This is a genomic window from Enterococcus sp. AZ128, assembly GCF_051714485.1.
Taxonomy (GTDB): Bacteria; Bacillota; Bacilli; order Lactobacillales; family Enterococcaceae; genus Enterococcus_A.
This window is the reverse complement of record NZ_JBIORZ010000001.1, coordinates 380,752-403,152: the sequence shown is the minus strand read 5'-3', so window position 1 is coordinate 403,152 and position 22,401 is coordinate 380,752. Positions and strand designations below refer to the sequence as shown.

General features: G+C 40.2%; 20 protein-coding genes and 1 tRNA gene. 8 read left to right on the top strand and 13 right to left on the bottom strand.

Annotated features, from left to right (window positions below):
- Position 1: 1 nt before the first annotated feature.
- From yycF to IGI38_RS01825, 3 genes are all read right to left on the bottom strand, one after another.
- The gene (gene yycF, locus IGI38_RS01835; protein ID WP_010740621.1) at positions 2–706 is read right to left on the bottom strand and encodes a response regulator YycF; all 705 of its coding nucleotides are present in this window, start codon (positions 704–706) and stop codon (positions 2–4) included.
- A gap of 237 nt (positions 707–943) precedes the next feature.
- A complete protein-coding gene (locus IGI38_RS01830; RefSeq protein ID WP_438725980.1) occupies positions 944–1,801 on the bottom strand; it encodes a DegV family protein in 858 nt (285 codons plus the stop codon).
- Positions 1,791–2,339 carry a DUF1836 domain-containing protein gene (locus IGI38_RS01825; protein WP_438730239.1) on the bottom strand — a complete coding sequence of 183 codons (549 nt, stop codon included), beginning with the start codon at positions 2,337–2,339 and terminating at the stop codon, positions 1,791–1,793. Before IGI38_RS01825 ends, IGI38_RS01830 begins: the two co-directional genes overlap by 11 nt.
- Before the next feature lie 159 nt (positions 2,340–2,498).
- On the opposite strand from IGI38_RS01825, the gene IGI38_RS01820 reads away from it, so the two are divergent.
- Positions 2,499–2,571, top strand: a tRNA-Lys gene (locus tag IGI38_RS01820).
- 257 nt (positions 2,572–2,828) lie between these two features.
- Complete coding sequence (locus IGI38_RS01815; protein ID WP_438730236.1) at positions 2,829–3,959, top strand: LPXTG cell wall anchor domain-containing protein; 1,131 nt, start codon at positions 2,829–2,831, stop codon at positions 3,957–3,959.
- Between the two features lie 80 nt (positions 3,960–4,039).
- Here the strand turns inward: IGI38_RS01815 and IGI38_RS01810 are convergent, their stop codons facing one another.
- The 4 genes from IGI38_RS01810 to opp3b are packed head-to-tail and all read right to left on the bottom strand — an operon-like array spanning position 4,040 to position 8,049.
- On the bottom strand, positions 4,040–4,993 hold the full coding sequence (locus IGI38_RS01810) for an ABC transporter ATP-binding protein (RefSeq protein ID WP_438725978.1): 954 nt from the start codon (positions 4,991–4,993) through the stop codon (positions 4,040–4,042).
- Positions 4,994–5,020: 27 nt separating this feature from the next.
- Positions 5,021–6,067 carry an ABC transporter ATP-binding protein gene (locus IGI38_RS01805; protein WP_438725976.1) on the bottom strand — a complete coding sequence of 349 codons (1,047 nt, stop codon included), beginning with the start codon at positions 6,065–6,067 and terminating at the stop codon, positions 5,021–5,023.
- A 6-nt stretch (positions 6,068–6,073) separates the two neighbouring features.
- A complete protein-coding gene (gene opp3C / locus IGI38_RS01800; RefSeq protein WP_438725974.1) occupies positions 6,074–7,108 on the bottom strand; it encodes an oligopeptide ABC transporter permease in 1,035 nt (344 codons plus the stop codon).
- Positions 7,108–8,049: an oligopeptide ABC transporter permease gene (opp3b, locus tag IGI38_RS01795; RefSeq protein ID WP_438725972.1), complete on the bottom strand. Its 942-nt coding sequence runs from the start codon at positions 8,047–8,049 to the stop codon at positions 7,108–7,110. Before opp3b ends, opp3C begins: the two co-directional genes overlap by 1 nt.
- 162 nt (positions 8,050–8,211) lie before the next feature.
- On the opposite strand from opp3b, the gene IGI38_RS01790 reads away from it, so the two are divergent.
- The gene (locus IGI38_RS01790; protein ID WP_438725970.1) at positions 8,212–8,556 is read left to right on the top strand and encodes a DUF3899 domain-containing protein; all 345 of its coding nucleotides are present in this window, start codon (positions 8,212–8,214) and stop codon (positions 8,554–8,556) included.
- A 149-nt stretch (positions 8,557–8,705) separates the two neighbouring features.
- Here the strand turns inward: IGI38_RS01790 and IGI38_RS01785 are convergent, their stop codons facing one another.
- Positions 8,706–10,367, bottom strand: coding sequence for a peptide ABC transporter substrate-binding protein (locus IGI38_RS01785; protein ID WP_438725968.1), 1,662 nt, complete (start codon positions 10,365–10,367; stop codon positions 8,706–8,708).
- A gap of 596 nt (positions 10,368–10,963) precedes the next feature.
- Between IGI38_RS01785 and IGI38_RS01780 the strand changes: the two genes are divergently transcribed.
- From IGI38_RS01780 to leuD, 4 genes are all read left to right on the top strand, one after another.
- Complete coding sequence (locus tag IGI38_RS01780; RefSeq protein ID WP_438725966.1) at positions 10,964–12,478, top strand: 2-isopropylmalate synthase; 1,515 nt, start codon at positions 10,964–10,966, stop codon at positions 12,476–12,478.
- A 532-nt stretch (positions 12,479–13,010) separates the two neighbouring features.
- Positions 13,011–14,063 (top strand): 3-isopropylmalate dehydrogenase, encoded by a 1,053-nt coding sequence (leuB, locus tag IGI38_RS01775; protein WP_438725964.1) that lies wholly within the window; start codon positions 13,011–13,013, stop codon positions 14,061–14,063.
- A gap of 55 nt (positions 14,064–14,118) precedes the next feature.
- Positions 14,119–15,492 (top strand): 3-isopropylmalate dehydratase large subunit, encoded by a 1,374-nt coding sequence (leuC, locus tag IGI38_RS01770; RefSeq protein ID WP_438725962.1) that lies wholly within the window; start codon positions 14,119–14,121, stop codon positions 15,490–15,492.
- The gene (gene leuD, locus IGI38_RS01765) at positions 15,492–16,076 is read left to right on the top strand and encodes a 3-isopropylmalate dehydratase small subunit (RefSeq protein ID WP_438725960.1); all 585 of its coding nucleotides are present in this window, start codon (positions 15,492–15,494) and stop codon (positions 16,074–16,076) included. The genes leuC and leuD overlap by 1 nt, the downstream gene beginning before the upstream one ends.
- A 61-nt stretch (positions 16,077–16,137) precedes the next feature.
- On the opposite strand, the gene IGI38_RS01760 is transcribed toward leuD, so the two are convergent.
- The 5 genes from IGI38_RS01760 to IGI38_RS01740 all read right to left on the bottom strand — a co-directional run bounded on the left by IGI38_RS01760 (position 16,138) and on the right by IGI38_RS01740 (position 21,577).
- Complete coding sequence (locus IGI38_RS01760) at positions 16,138–17,916, bottom strand: ABC transporter ATP-binding protein (protein ID WP_438725958.1); 1,779 nt, start codon at positions 17,914–17,916, stop codon at positions 16,138–16,140.
- A gap of 40 nt (positions 17,917–17,956) precedes the next feature.
- Positions 17,957–18,658, bottom strand: a complete 702-nt coding sequence (locus IGI38_RS01755) for a MarR family transcriptional regulator (protein ID WP_438725956.1) — start codon at positions 18,656–18,658, stop codon at positions 17,957–17,959.
- A 163-nt stretch (positions 18,659–18,821) separates the two neighbouring features.
- Positions 18,822–18,956: a FeoB-associated Cys-rich membrane protein gene (locus tag IGI38_RS01750; protein WP_438725954.1), complete on the bottom strand. Its 135-nt coding sequence runs from the start codon at positions 18,954–18,956 to the stop codon at positions 18,822–18,824.
- Positions 18,944–21,106, bottom strand: a complete 2,163-nt coding sequence (gene feoB / locus IGI38_RS01745) for a ferrous iron transport protein B (RefSeq protein WP_438725952.1) — start codon at positions 21,104–21,106, stop codon at positions 18,944–18,946. Before feoB ends, IGI38_RS01750 begins: the two co-directional genes overlap by 13 nt.
- Complete coding sequence (locus tag IGI38_RS01740) at positions 21,107–21,577, bottom strand: FeoA family protein (protein WP_438725950.1); 471 nt, start codon at positions 21,575–21,577, stop codon at positions 21,107–21,109. It abuts the gene before it with no gap.
- Between the two features lie 378 nt (positions 21,578–21,955).
- Here IGI38_RS01740 and nrdH point away from each other — a divergent pair, with 378 nt between their 5' ends.
- Complete coding sequence (gene nrdH, locus IGI38_RS01735; RefSeq protein WP_010740640.1) at positions 21,956–22,174, top strand: glutaredoxin-like protein NrdH; 219 nt, start codon at positions 21,956–21,958, stop codon at positions 22,172–22,174.
- Positions 22,175–22,401: the final 227 nt, after the last annotated feature.

Here is a 22,401-nt window from a genome sequence, read left to right as displayed (position 1 = left end):
CTTACTCCTGTTCAGGGTTGCGTAGATAATAACCTACACCACGTCTAGTTACTAAATAGGTTGGATGACTAGGGTTATCTTCGATTTTTTCACGTAAACGCCGCACAGTCACATCAACTGTTCGAACATCGCCAAAATAATCATAGCCCCAGACCGTTTGCAACAGATGCTCACGAGTCATCACTTGTCCAATATGTTTTGCTAAATAATGCAGCAATTCAAATTCACGATGTGTCAATTCAATCGTATCCCCATGTTTAGTTACCATATAAGCATCAGGATGGATCGTTAGGTCACCGATCGTCAAATCACTTTGCGTTGTTTGTTCTTCTTCTTTCGGCGCTTGTCCGCCTCGACGCAAATTGGCTTTTACACGAGCGACCAATTCCCGATTAGAAAATGGTTTGGTCACATAGTCATCCGCGCCCAGCTCTAAGCCTAGAACTTTATCGATTTCAGAATCTTTAGCCGTAACCATAATGATCGGCATTTCATGGGTCTTGCGTACTTCACGAGCCACTTCTAAACCGTCTTTTTTAGGCAACATCAAATCTAATAAAATCAAATCTGGATTGACCTCTTCGACCTTTTCTAAAGCTTCTTCACCATCATAAGCAGTAAAGACTTCGTAGCCTTCTTTGGTTAAATTGAATTTCACGATGTCCGAAATCGGTTTTTCATCGTCAACTACTAGAATTTTTTTCACTAAGAGTCACCTCATACCTTTATAGGATTGTATGTACGCCTTACCATTATACAATAATTTCAATACTGTTTCATCTTTTCAAACAGGCGACAAATTTTTACAAGTATTACTTAAGAAAAAAATTAAAAAAGAGACAAGCATTTGGCCCGTCTCCCAGTTCATTTTGTATAGCTATTTTTTAGTACTCTCGGTTCTCATCACATATGATAAATCGTTCATTGGACTCTTTCAGGCGCATTAATCTAATACTTGGCAAACTACACCCAGCGAACCTGGGCCCGTATGTACGGACAACGCCGGTGAAACCTTTCCGAAGTAAATATTCTCTGCTGTTGGAAATATTTCCTGTAACCGTTGACGGACTTTTTCTGCCGTTTCCAACGCATCTGCCTGAGTAACCGCTAAGTTGAATCGTTTATGGTTACCGACATGTTCCTTCACTAACTGAATGGTCTTATCAATACTTTTATTCAATCCTCTTACCTTTGCAACAGTATAATAAATCCCATCAGAATTACACGAAATAATTGGTTTCAACTTCAACGCACTACCTAACAATGAAGAAACTAGACCGATTCTTCCGCCTTTTTGTAGATATTCCAAGGTATCGACATTGAAAAATATTTTTGTTTTTGGAATTTTATCCTCAACGTCTGCGATAATTTCCGTAAATGATTTTCCTTGTTTAACTAAATCGCCTGCATAAATCGCTAAAATCCCTGCGCCGATCCCAACGTTTTTCGTATCGATTGATTGAAATGTCAATCCTTCGTAATGCTCACCAAGCACTCGTAATGCATTATAAGTTCCACTCAACCCGCTAGAAATCGTCACAATGATCACATGTGTGTACCCTTGAGCCTTGATATCATCGAAAACTTTATGAATCAGCTCTCCGTCAGGTAAAGAAGTTGTCGGCAATTCCTTTTTGATCAATGGAAAAATGTTATCCGAACTGATATCAATCCCATCTCTATATTCACGGTCACTAAAAATGATCCGTAACGGTACCATAAAAAATGGGCCATTATCGATGACTTCCTTTGGAACATCCGTCCCAGAATCAACTAAAACTGCAATTTTTTCACTCATCATTTTCGCCTTCTTTCTCTTTGTCCAATTGAATGATTTTTTCAGCTAACATTTTTTGTGTAAATGAAGCAACGGCACCTTCCATTGCTAAATAGTAAAAATCCTTACTGCTGCGAGTTAAACTAACTTCTTCGCCTAAAACGATTTTTGCTATTTGCAGCAGTGCCTCTTCTTGCACCTTGCAAAAACTATTATACGCATCCTTAGGTTGGTTGATCGCCAGCTGCATGCGAATCAACTCGTTGATATCTGGAATCGCAAATACTTGCTTCAATAAGGTGATTGCAATCAAATACGCTAAATGATTGCGATTGTATCTTTTTTTGACTGGCGGCGGTACTAATTTATGTTTAACGTAATTATTGACCATGGCACTAGATAAGAGTTGATGCTTCTCATCTTCCATCAATGGAGACAAGTAGCGGTCAACAAGAGTAATGACTTGATCCATATACAATTCTAATTCAGGTAATTCTTCCCAACGAGGCAAACGTAACTCTTTCAAATCTTCTGCCCAAGCTCTGAGCTTCGTCTCTTCCATCATTATCTGCACTCCTTTCATCGATAGTTTATCAAAATTACGATAATTATACAATATAGTTCCAAAAACTAGATAATTGAAGCGCTTTTTAGTTAAATTTTTTTAGTTTATTCTTGCTTTTTCATTTTCTCAGTGCTAACATATGAAAGTACTTTGTTTGGGCCGTTAGCTCAGTTGGTAGAGCAGCTGACTCTTAATCAGCGGGTCGCGGGTTCGAGCCCCTCACGGCCCATTGGGTGCCAAACCCACGTCACCAGTGCATTCTTGGCTACTTCGGTAGTTTAGAAAAGAATGTACGTGGTGACTTTTTTTGCGTTTAAGTGATCTTAGTGCTGCTACTGTAGAAAAGACTACTTAATTAATTCCCTAAACTCCTCTAGCTTCCTCTTTAAAACTTTTTTTCTTTTTTTCACTTTATTAGTTTACAAAAATATTTCTTATGTTACAATTGTGTTACAGAAATATTAAGGAGTGATTATTGTGAAAAAAATGGTAGTTTTTAGTTTGCTGGTATTGTGCTTCCCCCTTGTTACGTTTGCTGATACGTCTGAAAGTGTTCCTAATGAAATGACCCCTCCTAGTCAAGAACAAGTAGTAGAAAGCAGTTCTGTTCCCGATCAAATTGCAGATGAAAGTCAAGAACCCGTCCTGAATGATACCAAAAGCTCAGATGAAGTGATCGTTGAAAGCGGGACCGGGACAACAGCTACCGAAGAGACTTCAACCTCTAATGAATTAGCGAAAAAGGAAACAATGACTAAAAAAACTGAAGAATCAACTACGACTTCAGAAAAAGCTGAAAAAAAATCAACAGCAGCTTCTTCTCAACAAGAAGCTAAAAAAACAGAAATTCCCGTGAAAGCAACGCAATCCTCTTCAGATTTAGAAAAACAGATCCTTAGTGAATGGTCAGCTGAAGACATTCGTAAAAATCTGATAAGTGCGAACTATGGCATCGACAAAACAGAACTGAATGGTTATACCGATCAAGAATTAATGAATGCCTTAAAATTATTTGCACGCTACAATTTCGACATTACTGGTATGGATTTCGGAAGCTATGTCTCCGTTCTACGAATGGTTTACAAGGATCAAACAATTTCTTGGGCAGATGCTGAAAAAGCTTTAGCCTTTAATCCTAATGATTACTCGACAACTGCTGAATTAGCCCAGAACGTTGATCAATTACAGGCTTACCTGCGAATCCTCTATTCAAATCAGACTGGATTCTTGCCGCTGCGCCATTTTACAAATGAAGAAATGCTGCACATTTTGAATCATCTTAGCGGCGCAGAGGATCAATTGAGTGTAGCGAATGGACTGTTCTCTGGTCTCGTTCATTGGCTATATTCTTCGCAAAAAGGAAACGGACCGATTGATAATGGGCCTAAGCCAGTTCCGCCAATTCAAAATCTAGCGACAACGACTAAACCCATAATCAGTAATGTTTCTTCTATTCCGAATACTACAAGTGTAAAAACTAACGATGCTCAAATACAAACAGCTCAAAAAGAATATCCTAAAACTGGCGAACAAAATACACTGTCTTTGACAATCTTAGGTACCCTATTATTCTTTATCTCAGGCTTTGTGATTTTGAAGAAACGTATTCGTTCTTAAAAAACGACTCTATGACTCTCTCTCACTAAAAAGATCCAAAACAGAAAAATCTGTTTTGGATCTTTTTGTATAATACTATGTTAAACCGCCATGGCTTTTTCGCTTTTCAAATGCTGTAGCTTCTTCTTATAATAAGCGACCTCATCTTCAGAAGAATAAATGTAGTGACCTGATGCGATTTCTCGCAATGATCGAGCTTTCCCATCATGAGGTTCAGTTTGATATTTGATTCGACGACGCTGACGTTCATGATCAGGATCGGGCATCGGAATCGCCGAAAGCAAACTTTCAGTATAAGGATGCACACCATAATGATAAATTTCATCACTTGTTCCAACTTCTAATAGATGCCCATTATTCATAACCCCAATACGATCACTGATATGCTTCACCATCGAAAGATCATGGGCAATGAATAGATAGGTTAAGTTATGTTCTTTTTGCAAATCTTGCAGCAGATTCACAACTTGAGCCTGAATTGATACATCCAAGGCAGAAATCGGTTCATCACAGATAATAAAGCGCGGACGAACAGCTAACGCACGAGCAATTCCGATTCGCTGACGTTGTCCGCCAGAAAACTCGTGGGGATAGCGTGTACCGTGGCTGGGATTCAACCCAACCGTTTCTAACAAGTCATTCACGATCTTATCTCGTTCTTTGGGTGTTTTGGCTAGACCATTGACATCAATACCTTCTGCGATAATCTCTTTTACTTTCATTCGCGGATTTAATGACGCATACGGATCTTGGAAAATCATTTGAACATCCCGACGAAATTCAGTCAATGCCGCTTTCCCATGAATCTTAGCAACATCTTTTCCATCGAATAGAATTTCTCCATCTGTTTGTTGATTCAAACGAATGATTGTCCGACCAGTCGTTGATTTGCCGCTGCCGGATTCTCCCACCAAACCGAAAGTTTCCCCTTCGTTAATATGGAAACTGACATCATTCACTGCACGGACTTCATTTTTACTACCGGTATTAAAATATTGTTTTAAATTATTGACCTCTAATAATCGTTTTTCCATTGTAGACCTCCCGTTCATCGCTAAAAATTAAGCGGAATATTGGTTTTGTTTCTTGCGAAAAATATCCCAACGTCGTTGAATCTCAGCTGGAGGATTGACTGCCGGTGCTTGTGGTGCAAGTAACCAGGTTGCTGCTTTATGGGTATTCGAAAGCTCAAAGAAAGGCGGCTCCATTTCTGCATCAATTTTTAACGCGAACTCGTTCCGCGGATAAAAGGCATCGCCCTTTGGTGGATCTAATAAATCCGGAGGTGAACCTGGAATCGCATATAAACGATCGTCTTCACTTTCTAAAGTGGGCATCGAACCAAGTAGTCCCCAGGTGTATGGATGTTGTGGATTATAGAATATTTCCTCAGCAGTACCTACTTCGATGATTTTACCTGCATACATTACAGCTACCCGATCCGCGACATTGGCAACGACACCGAGGTCATGAGTGATGAAAATGATCGACGTTTCGATTTTCTCTTGGATTTCCTTCAGCAATTCCAAGATTTGCGCCTGGATCGTTACATCAAGTGCAGTCGTCGGTTCGTCTGCAATCAATATTTCTGGATTACAGATCAAGGCAATCGCGATTACAATCCGTTGACGTTGTCCACCTGAAAATTGGTGCGGATAATTTTTCAACCGTTTTTCAGCATCAGGGATACCTACTAGGTTCAACAAATCTAAAGCTTCCTGCAGACTTTCTTTTTTTGAAACTTTCTTATGCTTGCGTAAGGATTCCGCGACTTGTTTTCCAATTGTCATGGTTGGATCTAGGGAGGTCATCGGGTCTTGGAAAATCATCGCAATTTCTCGACCGCGAATCTTTTGCATCTCTTTTTCTGATTTATCGACAATGTTTTGTCCTTTGAACAAAATTTGCCCCTCATCAATATTCGCATTGCTGGAAAGTAAACGCATAATTGTACGAGTAGTAACAGATTTCCCACTGCCAGATTCTCCTACAATTGCTAGAGTTTCCCCTTTATTTAAATCAAAATCTACACCCCGAATCGCTCGAACTTTTCCAGCATAGGTGTCGAATGAAATAGTCAAATTATTAACTTCTAAAATTTTTTCCATAAATCGTCACTCTTTCATTTTCGGATCGAATGCGTCACGTAGACCATCCGCTAACAGATTGAAACAAATCATAATCAGCGAAATAGTGACCGCTGGAATCCATAATAAGTATGGCAAGTATAAGAATGTTTTATAACCGTCATTCAATAAAGTACCTAATGATGCCGCTGGCGGCGTTAACCCTAAACCGATGAAACTCAAGAAAGCTTCAAAGAAAATCGCGGTTGGGATACTGAACATCATTTGAATAATAATCACACTGGATATATTCGGAATGATATGCTTAAAGGCGATCTTCCATTTTGATTCTCCCAGAGTCATCCCAGCTAAAACATATTCTTGATCCTTCAGCTTGAGGGTCTGGGCTCGGACAATCCGCGCCATCGGTATCCAGTTAGTAATAGCCATAGCAGCTACGATTGAGAAAATCCCGGGTTCAAAAACAACGAGCATTAAAATCATAACAACTAAATTAGGAATTCCAGAAAGAATCTCTAAGAAACGCTGCATTGCATTATCTACTCTTCCGCCTAACATCCCTGAGATCAATCCGTAAGCGACACCGATCGTGATATCGAATAAAGCAGCGATAAACGCAATTAATAGTGAAATTCGCGTTCCCATAAACAAACGACTTAAGACATCGCGGCCCAAACCATCCGTTCCCAATAGATAATTCACATTACTAGGAACATCTGCCTGTGCGTACTTATCAACTAATTCACCAGCGACCATCGTTTTCCCATTCAGCCCATCAATGTTCAAGCCCGGAACGCGCGGCGGCAAATTAATGTAATCAACATTTTGTTTACTTGGGTCTTGCGGTGAAACAAAGATCGTCACAATCGAGATCAAAATAATTACAGCGAGTAAAACCATCGAAATGACCGCCGCTTTATTTTTCTTTAGTCGACGCCATGAGTCTTGCAAAAAATTCAGCGAGGGGGCCGCAATCTCCTCACGTTCCTCTTCGGTATTTTTTTGCAAGGGTTGAAATTCATCAGCAGGAATATCAACAATTGAAGGATATTTCATCTCCATTAACTTTTGCTCCCTTCTGATAACCGGATACGCGGATCGACCAATCCGTAAAGCAGATCAACGACTAAAATGACAAAGACCAGCATAAATGAATAAAGGATTGTTACTGCCATAATCGTTGGATAATCATTCGTCATAATTGATTTTACGAATTGTTCTCCGATACCAGGAATTGCGAAGATATTCTCCACTACAAGTGAACCGGTCATCAATGCGACTGCCAAAGGCCCAAGCAATGTCATCAATGGGATCAAACTATTTCGCAATCCATGTCTGAAGGCGATCTCCCATCGACTCAAGCCTTTCGCCCGAGCCAGTTCGACATAGTCACTATGGAGAACCTCTACCATTTCAGTTCGAATGAAACGAGCTGAATCGGCCAGCGGCGACATCGCTAATGCCAGAGTTGGTAAAATCGTATAAGCAAAACCTTCCCATTTTGCGATCGGCAAGATTCGTAATTTCATCGCAAAAATATATTGCAGTAGTACGGCAAAAACAAAGTTAGGAATAGAACGTCCTAAGATTGCTACTAAGGTTGACGTCGTGTCCGCCCATGAGTTTTGTTTCATGGCGGAGATCGTTCCTAAGACAATCCCAATAAAGGTTCCAAAGATAATCGCTTGCAACCCCAATTGCAACGATGGACCGATTCGTCCGGCTAGTAATGAAGCTACTGCTTGATTTTTGAATTGGAAAGAAATTCCGAAGTTTCCCTGTACGAGGTTCGATAAATAAATTCCGTATTGAACAATTACTGGTTTATCTAAGCCAACTTGCTTATTCAGCATCGCAATCGTTTCAGGACTTAGACGTTCTTGATTGGTATAAGGTGTTCCTGGCAGTAATTGCATCAAGAAGAATGTAATTGTTGCAATCAGCCATAAGGTAACCACCATGAAAAAGACACGCTTAAAAAAATATTTCAAATAACTGCCCATGAGGTGCCTCCTAATTCGTTTCGATATTTATTTTTTTCAAAATGAGTTTTGTGAACCGCTCTTAAATTTTGACTTCTAGTTTTGTTATGGTTTAGAGTAGAAATGCATCTCGGATAAATTTTTATCTAGATAGCGTCAGTCATTAATTATTGGAGTGTATGTATGAAAAATAAATTATTTCCCATCGGAATCGGCGGTAGTTTGTTAGCGATCATCGTGATCTACTCAAGCATTAAAGATTCACTTGCGCTACTGACTTTATCCAACCGATTTTTCTTAACTGGATTACCATTTTTGATCATTGGTATCCTGCTATGGATTTTTTCTTCAGGCTTCTTTGATCACTTTCAGCATTCGATGCATCAAGCATTTAGCAGAAATCAAAAGAAAAAATCAGAATTTCAGTCACTCTCACAAGTTGGACAAGGCCGTTATTCTTTTTGGATGATCATTGCAGCCATGCTAATCGGTGCTTCGATCATCTGTGCTTTACTAACAATGATTTAAAAGGAAGTTGGAACGAATAACGTTCCAACTTCTTTTATTTTGTCAGTCTCGCCTTTTGCAGCATGATGATGTGAAAAGGTGCTTTAGAAATCCATAGAATTTTTATTCGTCAGAAAAATTCTTATCTTACTTGTGAGTTAGCAGTCACTCTATTTCTCTACATACGCCCATTTATAATCCCAAGAAGCGCCGGCAGGATGGTGAACGATGCCTTTAACCTTTTCGTTAACTAAATGTGCTTCAGATAATTGATAAAGTGGTGCGACACCGGATTCTTTAGAGATGATTTCATTTGCTTTTTGCAAATCATCCCAACGAGCTTCTTCGTCACTGGCATCTTTATTACCAGATGCATCAACAGCTTTGTCGTATTCCTCATTGCTCCAACGACCGCGGTTATATGAGTTTCCTGTTACGAACAAATCAGTGAAGCTGGATGGATCCGCATAGTCAGCTCCCCAACCACCAAGCAGAACATCAAAGTCGCCGGCATTTGAACGGTCTAAACGAACAGAGAATGGTACTGGAGTTGGTTTCACAGTGATTCCTGGTAAAGTTTCTTCTAAAGCACTTTGCATATATTCAATAACTTTCTTCGATGAATCTGTATCCGATGCCATCAACTCAAATGAAAGTGAGTCAATTTTCAATTCTTTCTTCGCCTTGTCCCAATATTCTTTTGCTTTCGCTTTATCATAAGGAGCTAAGTTCCCTGCTTCTTTCGCAAAGTCCTCATCCGTCTTAGGATTTTTTGACATACCTGACGGCACTAACCCAGTCGATACGACAGAACCATCGCCTAGTACTTGGTTAACTAGCGATTTGCGATTAATGGCGTATGAAACGGCCTTACGCAAGTTCTCATTTTTCCAAGGTGAATCAGCTTTTCGTTGATTGTATTCAAGATAACTAGTACGAGCTTCTTTGAACGATTTGTATGCAGGGTCATTTGCATTTTGCTGTGCCAATTCACCCGACAGGATCACATCGTCTGCTTCACCATCTTTAAATAGGTTCAAAGAAGTTGAAGATTCTTTTACAACGTTGACTTTAACCTTAGACAATTTGACTTCGTCTTTATCCCAGTAAGTATCATTTTTCTTGTACTCCCATTCAGTGTCGGTACCCGGTCCGTCAAAGCCTTCTAATGTGAATGGCCCATTATAAACAGCCTTGTCGCTTTTAGTTGCATATTCTTTTCCGTTTGCTTCCACAACTTTTTGATTTTGCGGGAAGAATGACGGGAATGCCAACAAGTAATCAAAATACGGTGTTGGTTTCGATAATTTAATTTCTAATTCATGATCATTGACTGCTTTGATTCCTAATTCATCTGGTGCTTTCTTCCCAGCTGAAATATCAGCAGCGTTTTCAACAGGTTCGAAAAGATAGGCATATTCTGAGGCCGTCTCTGGTTTAACCGTACGTTGCCATCCAAAGACATAATCTTTAGCTGTGACTGGATCACCATTCGACCACTTTGCATCTTCTCTTAATTTCACAGTATAGGTCTTACCGTCATCACTGACTTTGACTTTTTCACTAGCACCCGCTGGTTGCGGTTTGTTGTCTTTGTCTAGACGATAGATTCCTTCATAAACATTATTTAACGCAGTAAAACTAATTGTGTCGGTTGCTACAGATAGGTCGGCTGTGGGCATTTCCTGTTGGACCACTAAATTGAATGTGCCATTGTCTTTTGCCTTTGCACTTGAACTGCTCTCATCAGTTGTAGCGCTGCTGCCGCCGTAACATCCCGCCAAAGCGAGTCCGCAAACCGCGATGACCCCATAAGCTAATTTGTTCCTCATATCTTTTTCCCCTTTTGATTCAATTTTCAGAATAATTACGAAGTTCTGAATATGTCGAGTAGTTTAATCATTAATTTTTAATAAATCAACACATATGCTCTAATCATTCTTTTACTTTCTTGAAAAAAACCTAAGAAAACTTGTAGATTCAACAATTATCCTAAAAATATTTTTTTATTCTAACAAAAACAGAAGATTTTTTTGTTTTTGTGACATCTCTATGGTAGATATCCTCGTTTCTTTATAATAGGTAGGAAACCCTTTCTAAAATTCCACTTCCCCTCTTTCATTCGATATTTATTTATAACTAGAGAAATTTATTAGAAAAATTTCTCATCTTTTTTTCATAATCGTATTGACAATCCTTTCCTTTTTTTATACGATGATTACAACAATTTTTAAAAAATTCTGACAATAAACGGGTGGTTGCCATGATGAAATCAAATATGTCTTTCAACGCAACTTTATTATTATAGCTGGGACTTTCTGAAATTCATTTCATGAAGTCCCTATTCGCATTGCATCGGAGAAGAAAATGGTTCTTTTCCGATGGGGTGCTTTTTTTATACCCGTTTTTAAATGAAGGAGGAGCAAAAATGAGAAAGATTCAATTCTTCGACACCACATTAAGAGATGGTGAGCAAACACCAGGAGTAAATTTTAATACCAAAGAAAAAATTCAGATCGCGCTTCAATTAGAAAAATGGGGAGTTGATGTCATCGAGGCCGGATTTCCTATCGCTTCACCTGGCGACTTCGAAGCAGTCCAAAATATTGCCCGTCAAGTGAAGACAATGACAGTCACTGGATTGGCTCGTTGTCAGAAAAAAGATATCGATCGGGCTTATGAAGCGTTAAAGGAGGCTGCTAATCCTCAGATCCATGTTTTCCTAGCTACCAGTGATGTTCATATGCAATACAAGCTAAAAATGAGTAGAGAAGAAGTTCTTGCTTCTATTAAAGAGCACGTTGGATATGCACGCAGCCTATTTGAAAAAGTCCAATTCTCACCAGAAGATGCGTCACGTACAGAAAAAGGCTTCCTATTAGAAGCCGTCCAAACAGCGATTGATGCCGGTGCTACGATTATCAATGTCCCTGATACTGTCGGCTATTCAAACCCAACAGAATACGGTCAGATCTTCAAAACGTTGATTGAAAATATTCAAAGTGACCAAGAAATCACCTTTTCTTCTCATTGCCACGATGATTTGGGTATGGCAACCGCCAATGCTTTGGCGGCAATTGAAAACGGAGCAAATCGTGTAGAAGGCGCCATCAATGGAATTGGTGAACGTGCAGGCAATACAGCATTAGAAGAAGTTGCATTGGCACTGGCGATTCGCAAGGACTTTTATCAATGCGAATCCAATATCGTATTAAATGAAACAAAACGAACCAGTGAATTGGTTTCTCGTCTTTCCGGTATTCCAGTTCCAAAGAACAAGGCGATCGTCGGTGACAATGCCTACGCTCATGAATCCGGTATCCATCAAGACGGTGTACTGAAAAATCCTGAAACATACGAAATCATCACACCGACACTGGTAGGCGTCAATCAAAATTCTCTTCCACTAGGAAAATTATCGGGGCGTCATGCATTCAATGCCAAATTGGAAGAACTCGGTTATCAATTGAATGACACCGATAGCAAGGAAGCATTCAAACGATTCAAAGCTTTAGCCGATAAGAAAAAGCAAATTACCGACAAAGACTTAGTGGCTTTACTTGCTGATCAATATAGAGAAGAAACAGAGAAATACAAATTGGCAGAGGTGCAAGTTCAATACAGCTCTAATGGTTATCAAGGAGCAATCGTTTCAATTATTGATGAGGAAAACGAAACAAAAGTAGCCTCTCGAATCGGTTCAGGAAGCATTCAAGCGATTTACAATACGATCGATGAATTGTTCCAACAAAATCCTGAGTTAACAGATTATGAAATTCAAGCATTAACGGGTGGTGAAGATGCTCAAGCAGAAGTACGCGTCACACTACTGGATGAAAAAACGAAAAACGAATTTCGCGGGATTGGCGTGGACTTCGATGTTTTACAAGCATCAGCCAAAGCTTATGTCCAAGCAAGTAATCATTTGAAACAAAGTTGTTAACCAAATCATTCTATTAATATAGTAGGAAAAAAGAATACTTTTATACGAGATAGAATGCTAGTTCAACTTTTTGCAGTTGCCTCTAGCGTTTGATTCAATTAATTATTAACAGCTAAATTCTAGTCACTCTACTTAGTTGAATAGTATACGTGGCGAGAACAAAATTCATTTTTCGGTTTTCAGAAAAATGAATACTTTTATACGAGATAGGATGCTAGTTCAACTTTTGCAGTTGCCTCTAGCGTTTGATTCAATTAATTATTAACAGCTAAATTCTAGTCACTCTACTTAGTTGAATAGTATACGTGGCGAGAACAAAATTCATTTTTCGGTTTTCAGAAAAATGAATACTTTTATACGAGATAGGATGCTAGTTCAACTTTTGCAGTTGCCTCTAGCGTTTGATTCAATTAATTATTAACAGCTAAATTCTAGTCACTCTACTTAGTTGAATAGTATACGTGGCGAGAACAAAATTCATTTTTCGGTTTTCAGAAAAATGAATACTTTTATACGAGATAGGAGCATGCACATGAATAAAATTGTTGTTTTAGCCGGTGACGGTATTGGACCTGAGATTATGGATAGCGGCCTAAAGGTATTGGCCGCCGTAGAAAAAAAATGCAGTAACACTTTTGAACTTGAAAAATTACCCTTTGGCGGTGTTGGTATTGATGAAACTGGATCTCCCCTGCCTGATGAGACATTAGCGGCTTGTCAGGCAGCGGATGCGATCCTATTAGGCGCTATTGGCGGACCGAAATGGGAAAAAATGGAAGACACGCCTGAAAAAGGACTATTGGCCTTACGAAAGTCCTTGGAATTATTTGCGAATATCCGTCCGGTCTCTGTGTCTTCCGCTTTACTTCATCTTTCACCGCTAAAACCAGAAATTTTAGAAGGAACCGATTTGATTATCGTAAGGGAGTTAAGCAGCGGCATTTATTTCGGGGAGCCTCGTGAGTTAAAAGAAACAATGGCCTACGATACTGCCCGCTATCAAAAAAGCGAGATCGAACGCATTGTACATTCAGCCTTTAAAATTGCTCAAGGGCGGACTAAAAAAGTCACGTCTGTAGACAAGGCGAATGTGTTGGCTTCCAGCAAGCTATGGCGAGCAACAGCGGAAGAAGTCGCAAAGAACTACCCGGATTGCCAACTGGAACATCAATATGTTGACTCAGCAGCAATGAAACTGATCCAAAACCCGAAAGCTTTTGATGTGATCGTAACGGAGAATCTCTTCGGTGATATTTTGAGCGATGAAGCTTCTGTATTGCCTGGTTCATTAGGTGTACTGCCTAGTGCTAGTCATAGCGATGGCGGACCTTCACTATATGAACCGATCCACGGATCTGCTCCAGATATTGCTGGTAGAGGCATCGCCAATCCAATCTCAATGATTTTATCTGTAGCAATGATGTTACGCCAGTCCTTTCAAGAAGAACAAGCGGCGCAAGCCATTGAAAAAGCCTGCGATACAATTCTCGCCAAAGGAATGTTCACTCACGACTTAGGTGGAAAAGCCTCCACGGTTGAATTTACAGATGCTGTGATTCAGGAATTGGCAAGTTCTTTCTATTAATGAAGTAAATTACGTATATGCTTAGAAATAGTTAGTTAAATAAGGAGCGGAAAATATGGGAAAAACACTATTTGATAAACTTTGGGATCGCCACGTCGTCCACGGCGAAGAAGGTGCCCCTCAATTGCTGTACATCGACCTGCATTTGATTCACGAAGTTACTTCTCCGCAAGCTTTTGCGGGAATTCGTGAAGCCGGCCGAACCTTGCGTCATCCAGAACGGACTTTTGCCACGATGGATCATAATACACCGACGATTGATATTTTTAATTTCACCGATCTAGTAGCAAAGAAACAGATCGACACACTTAGAGATAATTGCCAAGAATTCGGTGTACAGCTATGTGATAACGGCAGCGATCGTCAAGGAATCGTCCACATGGTAGGCCCAGAAACCGGACTGACTCAACCAGGTAAGACGATTGTTTGCGGAGATTCTCATACGGCAACTCACGGCGCTTTTGGTGCCCTAGCCTTTGGGATCGGTACGAGTGAAGTGGAACATGTTTTTGCTACACAATCGTTGTGGCAAAATAAACCGAAAAATATGGGCATCAATATTACTGGGAAATTGCCTAAGGGCGTTTATGCGAAGGATATTATTTTGGCACTGATTGCTAAATATGGTACAGACTTTGGTGTCGGGTATGGCACTGAGTTTCACGGAGAAGCAATTGAAAACCTATCAATGGAAGAACGCATGACGATATGCAACATGGCGATCGAAGGCGGCGCAAAAATCGGATTGATCGCACCAGATGACAAAACCTTTGAGTATGTAGCAGGTCGCGAATACGCTCCAAAAAATATGGAGGCCGCCATTAAGGATTGGAAAGAACTGTATACAGACGATGATGCTGTATATGACAAAGAATTGACACTAGATGTCAGCGAACTCGTACCTTTCGTAACTTGGGGAACCAACCCTGAAATGGGCGTTCCTTTTGATGGCGCATTTCCAGCGATTACTTCACCGGATCTGCAAAAAGCTTACGATTATATGGATTTGAAACCGGGGCAGACTCCCGCGGATATTCCTGTCGGATATGTCTTTATTGGATCTTGTACGAACGGACGGCTATCGGATCTTAAGGAAGCCGCAAAAATCGTTGAAGGAAAAAAAGTCCATGACAATGTAACAGCTATCGTTGTCCCTGGTTCCCGACCAGTTCGTAAAGCTGCTGAAAAAATTGGTTTGGATAAGGTTTTTAAGGCCGCTGGATTTGAATGGCGCGAACCGGGCTGCTCGATGTGTCTAGGGATGAACCCCGACCGTGTGCCCGCAGGTGTCCACTGTGCTTCAACATCCAACAGAAATTTCCAAGGACGCCAAGGCAAGGACGCGCGCACACATCTTTGCAGCCCAGTAATGGCAGCACTAGCTGCTATTCACGGAAACTTCGTTGATAGCCGTAAGGAGGTCATTTAATGGAAAAATTTACGATCTATACTGGAAAAACAGTCCCTTTGATGAATGATAATATCGATACCGATCAAATCATTCCAAAAGGCTTTTTAAAACAAGTCGATAAAGCTGGATTCGGCAAACATCTTTTTGACGAGTGGCGCTTTTTAGAAGATGGCTCGCCCAACCCCGAGTTTATTTTGAACACTCCAGAACGAAAAGCGGCGACGATCTTGATTTCGGGAGAAAATTTTGGGTCAGGTTCCTCACGTGAGCATGCCGCTTGGGCCATTCAAGATTATGGGTTCAAAGCAGTGATTGCCGGCAGTTACAGTGATATCTTTTACATGAATGCACTGAAAAACGGTCTCTTGCCGATCCGTTTGGACCAAAAAATACGAGATATTCTGAGTCAATTACCGGCGGATCAATCGATCACTATTGATTTGCCTAAACAAGAAGTTCAAACGCAAGAAGCCAACTATCCTTTCCAAATTGATCCAACTTGGAAGGATAAATTAGTCAAAGGTTTGGATGATATCAGTATCACCTTGCAGTATGAAGATGACATTGACGCGTATGAGAAAAAGATGCCAACTTACGAATAAACAAGAAAATCGCGCAAAAACTTTCCAAATCGAAAGTTTTTGCGCGATTTCCTTTATTTTCTTAACTCACAACTTGTTCTTGTACGTATTGTGCATAAAGCGGATGCGTCGCGATCAAATCATTGTGGGTCCCATGACCGGTTACTTCCCCTTTTTCAATGAAGTAAATATGATCTGCATCTACGATCGTTGATAGGCGGTGAGCGATAACCAAAGTTGTGCGCCCTTCCATTAATTGATCCAAAGCACGTTGTACCTTTTCCTCTGATTGTGAATCCAAGCTAGCAGTTGCTTCATCCAGCATCAAGATTTTCGGATCTCGTAAGAAAGCTCGAGCAATGGCAATTCGTTGTTTTTGCCCACCAGACAATTTCACTCCGCGCTCCCCTAATTCGGTTTCTAATTGCTCTGGAAAATCCCGGACAAATTGATCCGCATAAGCTAATTCCAATCCATGCCACAACTCTTCTTCTGTTAATGTCCGATCCAATCCATATTGCAAATTCTCACGAATGCTTCCAGCAAATACAGCACTGTCTTGAGAGACATAGCCAATCTGTGAACGCCAACTCGTTAAGCTGAGGTCGTGGATCGTTTCATCGCCGATTTTGACCGCTCCATCTGTCGGCTGATAAAAGCGTTCCAATAAAGCGAAGATCGTAGACTTTCCACCGCCGCTTGGACCGGCAAAAGCGATTACGGTATTAGGCTTAGCCTCAAAAGAAACATTTTTTAAAATTGGACGATCTGCTACATAATGGAAAGAAAGATTTTCTGCCTTGATAGTTTTTCCAGTAACATCAACTGTTTTTCCAGTTTCGATTGGTTCCAAATCTGTTTTTAGAATTTGCTCGATTCGTTCAGTAGCTCCCATCGCTTTTTGTACTTGCGAGAAGAACATCGCAAAGCTGGCTGCCGGCATCATGATATTAAATAGATATAATAGGAAAGCAACTAATTGGCCGCTTGTTAACGTTCCCGCTTGGACCCGAACCGCTCCATACCCTAAGATCCCTACAAATAGGCCTAACATGACTGTCGTAATGATTGGCTGCAGCATCGCTTCGACTTTTGCATCCTTAATACCTAAATTGAAAATCTTGTTGATAAATGAACCACCGCTGGTTTTTTCAAATTTTTCACCGTTACTGGCTTTAATCAATCGAATTTCAGATAATTTTTCACTCGCTTCTGCATTAAAGTCGGCAGTTGCCGCTTGTAATTGACGTCCCAAACGAGACATAATCCGACCGATCGGCATCATGATCAACGCCATAATCGGCACAGCCAAGAACATCATGGCCGCCATCTTCCAATCCATCACGAACAAAATAATCATTGATCCAACCAATTGGATCGCACCAGTAATAAAGTTGGGAAATTGCGTTGCAACTAAATCCTTAATAACCGTCGTATCATTCACCAGCCGCGAACTGCTTTCACCTGATTTATGATCATCATAATATCCAACCGGCATTTGCAATAAGTGACTCCATAATTTTTCCCGTAACGTTTTAACAGCACTCTCGCCGACATACCGTAATAAGAAGCTGCCGATTGCCCCAAAAGCCAATTGTGCTACGAAGGCTAGAACTAGAACGACCAGCATCGTCCGATCGATTTGTGCTAATTTACTAGTATCGATCAACCCTTTCGTTAATTGCGGTACGATCAGGCTTGCTCCGCTTGTCAGCAGACTTAAAAACAACCCAATACCAAACAGTGTTTTCTTAGGGTTGACACTCATGATCAATCGTAAAAAATCTTTTAACTTGTAATTGCTTTTTTTATTTTTGCCCTTAACAGTTTCTTCAGGCACCATACTTATATCTCGATCCATAATTAGTTCCTCCTAGCTCATAACTGAAAGCTGTTGTTTTCTAAAAATCTTCCCACTCTGTATCTTCTGAGTCTTTTGTTTTATTCGCTCCGTCAAAACAATCACGGCTTCCCCAAAAATTCCGACGAAAGTCGTGTTTAAAATTGCGAGAAAAATCTCGCGAAGCATTGCGCATCTCTCGTTGCATTTGGTTTCGCATCCGATGTTGTTCCTCTCGTGAAAGATTCTGCCAATCTTCTTGCCAGTTTTCCGCAAACTGCTCACGCATCGCTTGCATCTGGCGCAGACGATCCATCGGGTCAACGAAACGGCCCGCTTGTTTTTGGAATTCTTCTTGCCAGCCTCCAGAAATTTTTTGCAAATACTCGCTGAAGTTTTCTTGTTCTTTTTCAGTTAATCCTGCAAAAAAAGCTTCACTCATATCCTCACCGGCATGGCTGAACTTTTGCGCCTTCTGTTTGCCATTTTCTGTTAGAAAAACACGTTTGATTCGTTTATCATGTTCTTCCTCTCTCCGTAACACATCTCCGCTTTTTTCCATCTTCTTCATTAATTCAGCCAAAGAGCTTGGACGGATGTCTAAAATTTCAGCTAATTGACTTTGGATCAATCCATCCTCCTTCGCTAAAATCGCTAAAACTCGCTGCTGACCATTTAATTTTTGTCGCTTGCTCACAAATGCATTACTCGCAGAACTAATAAAATGCAATTGCCGCATTAAGTCTTTTGTAAATTCACTCATTCTAAGGAACTCCTTCATTATTCATTATAGTTCGGTACCGAACTATATGTCGTTTGTTATTATAGTTCGGCACCGAACTATTGTCAACAACTTTGACAATTTTTTTTATTATCCAAAATGAATGCAAAAAAAGAACCCGATGAAAATCATCGGATTCTTTGTATTAATGCTTATGTTGTTCTTCTTTTACTGGGCAACTGCTGCCGCAGTCTTCACATGAATTGCCATTTTTGATTCGACGATAAACAATCACTCCAGCACCGCCAAAGATCAATACGCTTAATATTATAGTTGCCATTCTTTCACCTCTTTGATCTCTTCGATCGTAATCGTTGGAGTTTGTTTAACAGGTTTTCTAACGATGAAGTAAATCATCGCTGCTAATAAGATCGCTGCTAAAATCAATCCAACACCGATTTTTCCATCTTCAAACATTACGTGACCAAATTGATAAACGATGAAACTCACGACATAAGCCAATCCGCATTGATAGCCGATCGCACGCCACGTCCACTTGATATCGCCCATTTCACGATGAATCGCACCGATTGCGGCAAAACATGGCGCACACAACAAATTGAATACTAAGAATGAATAACCGGCAATTGGCGTATAAGCTGCTTGTAATGCTTTCCAGATTTCCACGCCGTCTTCTGCTACTTCCGCATGACGGTATAAAATCCCGAAAGTCCCGATAACATTTTCTTTGGCTACTAAACCAGTAATAGCCGCAACAGCTCCGCGCCAATCTCCCCAACCTAATGGTGCAAAAAGTGGTGCGATCAAGCCGCCCAAAGCTGCTAAAATACTATCATTTTCATTAACAGATTGTAATGAGAAGTTGTAGCTGGAAATAAACCAGATTACGATACTTGAAACAAAAATGATTGTTCCAGCACGCTTAACAAACGATTTACTATGATCATAAGTATAACGAATCGTGTTCCCAAATCTAGGCATATGATACAACGGAAGCTCCATAATGAAAGGTGCCGGATCGCCTGAGAAGAGCTTGGTTTTCTTCAACGCAATTCCTGATAAGACAATCGCGCCCATTCCAACAAAATATGCTGACGGTGCTACCCAGCTGCTATTAGGGAAAAATGCGCCCGCAATCAACGCAATGATCGGTAATTTAGCCGAACAAGGCATAAAAGTGGTTAGCATTGCAGTCATGCGTCGGTCCTTTTCGTTCTCGATCGTCCGACTTGCCATAACTCCTGGTACGCCACAGCCTGTTGCGATCAGCATCGGAATAAATGATTTCCCTGACAAACCAAATTTACGGAAAATCCGGTCCATGACGAAGGCAATCCGAGACATGTATCCGCAATCTTCCAAAAGCGCCAAGCATAAGAATAGTACCATCAATTGTGGAAGGAAACCTAAAACTGCTCCAACCCCAGCAATGATTCCATCTAAAATCAAGTTTTGCATCCATTCCGCTACATTCCAAGACTGCAATGTTGAGCTGACAAAATTCGGCACGATATCGCCAAACAAATTCTCGTTCACCCAATCAGTACCCATCGCACCGATTGTTTGGATAGCAATATAGTAGATCAGCCACATGACTAAAGCAAAGATCGGTAACGCTAAGAAACGGTTCGTGACAATACGGTCGATTTTGTCTGAGATAGACAACTTGAATTGATCCTCATCCACAACACATAACGTTTTTAAGTGAGTAATAAAATTATAGCGTTCATTAATAACTAGGCTCTCTGCATCTTCGCCAAAAATCTTTTCCGTGATCTTGATGATCTCGCCAATTTCTTTTTGTTGGATGGAGCTCAGGTCTAGATCCTGCTGCGCACGTTCATCTCGTTCAAATAATTTTAAGCTATACCAACGGCCATATTGAGCCTGTGCTGTACTTCCCAAAACTTCTTCAATCTCGTTAAGCGCTGCTTCTAAACGATTATCGTAATGTGGGAAACTAACTTCCTCCACGCCATTTTTGATCAGATGCAAAGCTTCATTGACGGCTTTATCCAAGCCCCAATTCTTCAGCGCACTGATACCAACAACTGGCACTCCTAAAGCGTAAGCCAATTTTTCCAAATTGATCTGTTTGCCGCTTTTCTTAATAATATCCATCATGTTGACAGCAACAACCACGGGAGTTCCAGTCTCAATCAGCTGTGTCGTCAAATAGAGATTCCGCTCCAAATTCGTTCCATCAATAATATTAACAATGGCATCTGGTGTTCCTGAAAGTAAATAATCTCGCGCTACCACTTCTTCAGGTGAATAAGGTGACAACGAGTAGATTCCGGGAAGATCATCAATAATTACTTCAGAATCCTTCTTATAAATACCCTCTTTTCGTTCAACCGTTACACCAGGCCAGTTTCCAACAAACTGATTGGTCCCAGTTAAAACATTAAAGGTACTCGTTTTACCGCTGTTGGGATTCCCTGCTAAGGCAATATGAGTCTTCGCCATCTATTCCGCCTCCTTCGATACGACCACCATCTCTGATTCGTTTTTTCGTAAACTCAATTCATACCCTCGAACTCGTAATTCAATCGGATCTCCTAGAGGAGCCAATTTCACGACCTTCACTTGTGTTCCTTTAGTCAGTCCCATATCCATCAAACGTCGTTTTACCGCACCTGTGCCATGGACATTTACTACAACACCTTGTTCTCCAGCACTTAATTGATCTAATGAAACCCATGTCTCTTGGTCCTCCGTTAGATCCTTCACAAGTATTTGTTTTAGTAAAGACTGGGATAAAGCCAGCCGTGTATTATGTAATAGAATAATTCCGTTATCGCCAGATTGATTCACGACGGCAACCTTTGAACCGACGATCATCCCCAAATCTTGTAGGCGATGCTTTAATTCTTTTTCTAAAGTCATTTCATCAATTTGAACGACCTGGTTCAATGAAACATCTGCCAAAGTTGTCATACACTTTTCCACCTAACTCTAATTAATAATGAGAATCTTTCTCACTAAGAATAGCTTCATTTGCTAGTAAAGTCAATAAATGGTCGAGGATTTTGTGTCTTTTGTGAGCAACTTGTTTGACAATCACTGATTTATTTGTTTCTAATCTGTATTTTTCGTTATTAAAAAAACTTTTTTGTCGAAAAAAAACACCTTGTAACGTTTTTTTGAATTATGAAAAGGGATTTTCCTTTGAAACCGTCCGTTTTCAACATTTTTGCAAAAAACACAAAGAGTAGTATACCAATAAATTACCACCACAATATATGGTATTAAACGATTGACTTTTTCGCTACATCTTTTATACTAGTAATTGTAGAAATCAAGGGAGGTAGTCTTATGGTAAAAGTCTATTCTAAAAACAATTGTATGCAGTGTAAAATGGCAAAACGTTATTTAACTGAAAATCAAATTTCATTTGAAGAAGTCAATATAGACAATGAACCTGAAGCACTAGGTTTTTTAAAAGATCAAGGTTTCCAAAGTGTCCCAGTTATTTTCGGCGGACAACAAGCCATCATTGGTTTTCGTCCAGATCAATTAAAAGCATTAGCGTAATTTAAGAAGCCGCTTCTAGAGCACCGTTTTGCGAAACTTTGCGATCCACGATTGCAAAGTTTTCTTCTTTATATAGGAATCGTTTTGCTTGTTCACTGCCACTATATCTAGTGATGGACCTATGTAACGATCAAGGATTCTTTTTTTTGTTTAAAATGAGACCTGTTGGGTAGAAAAGCAACTCGATGAACCTGAAAGAAATCGATAGAAAAAAGGAAAGATGTGAC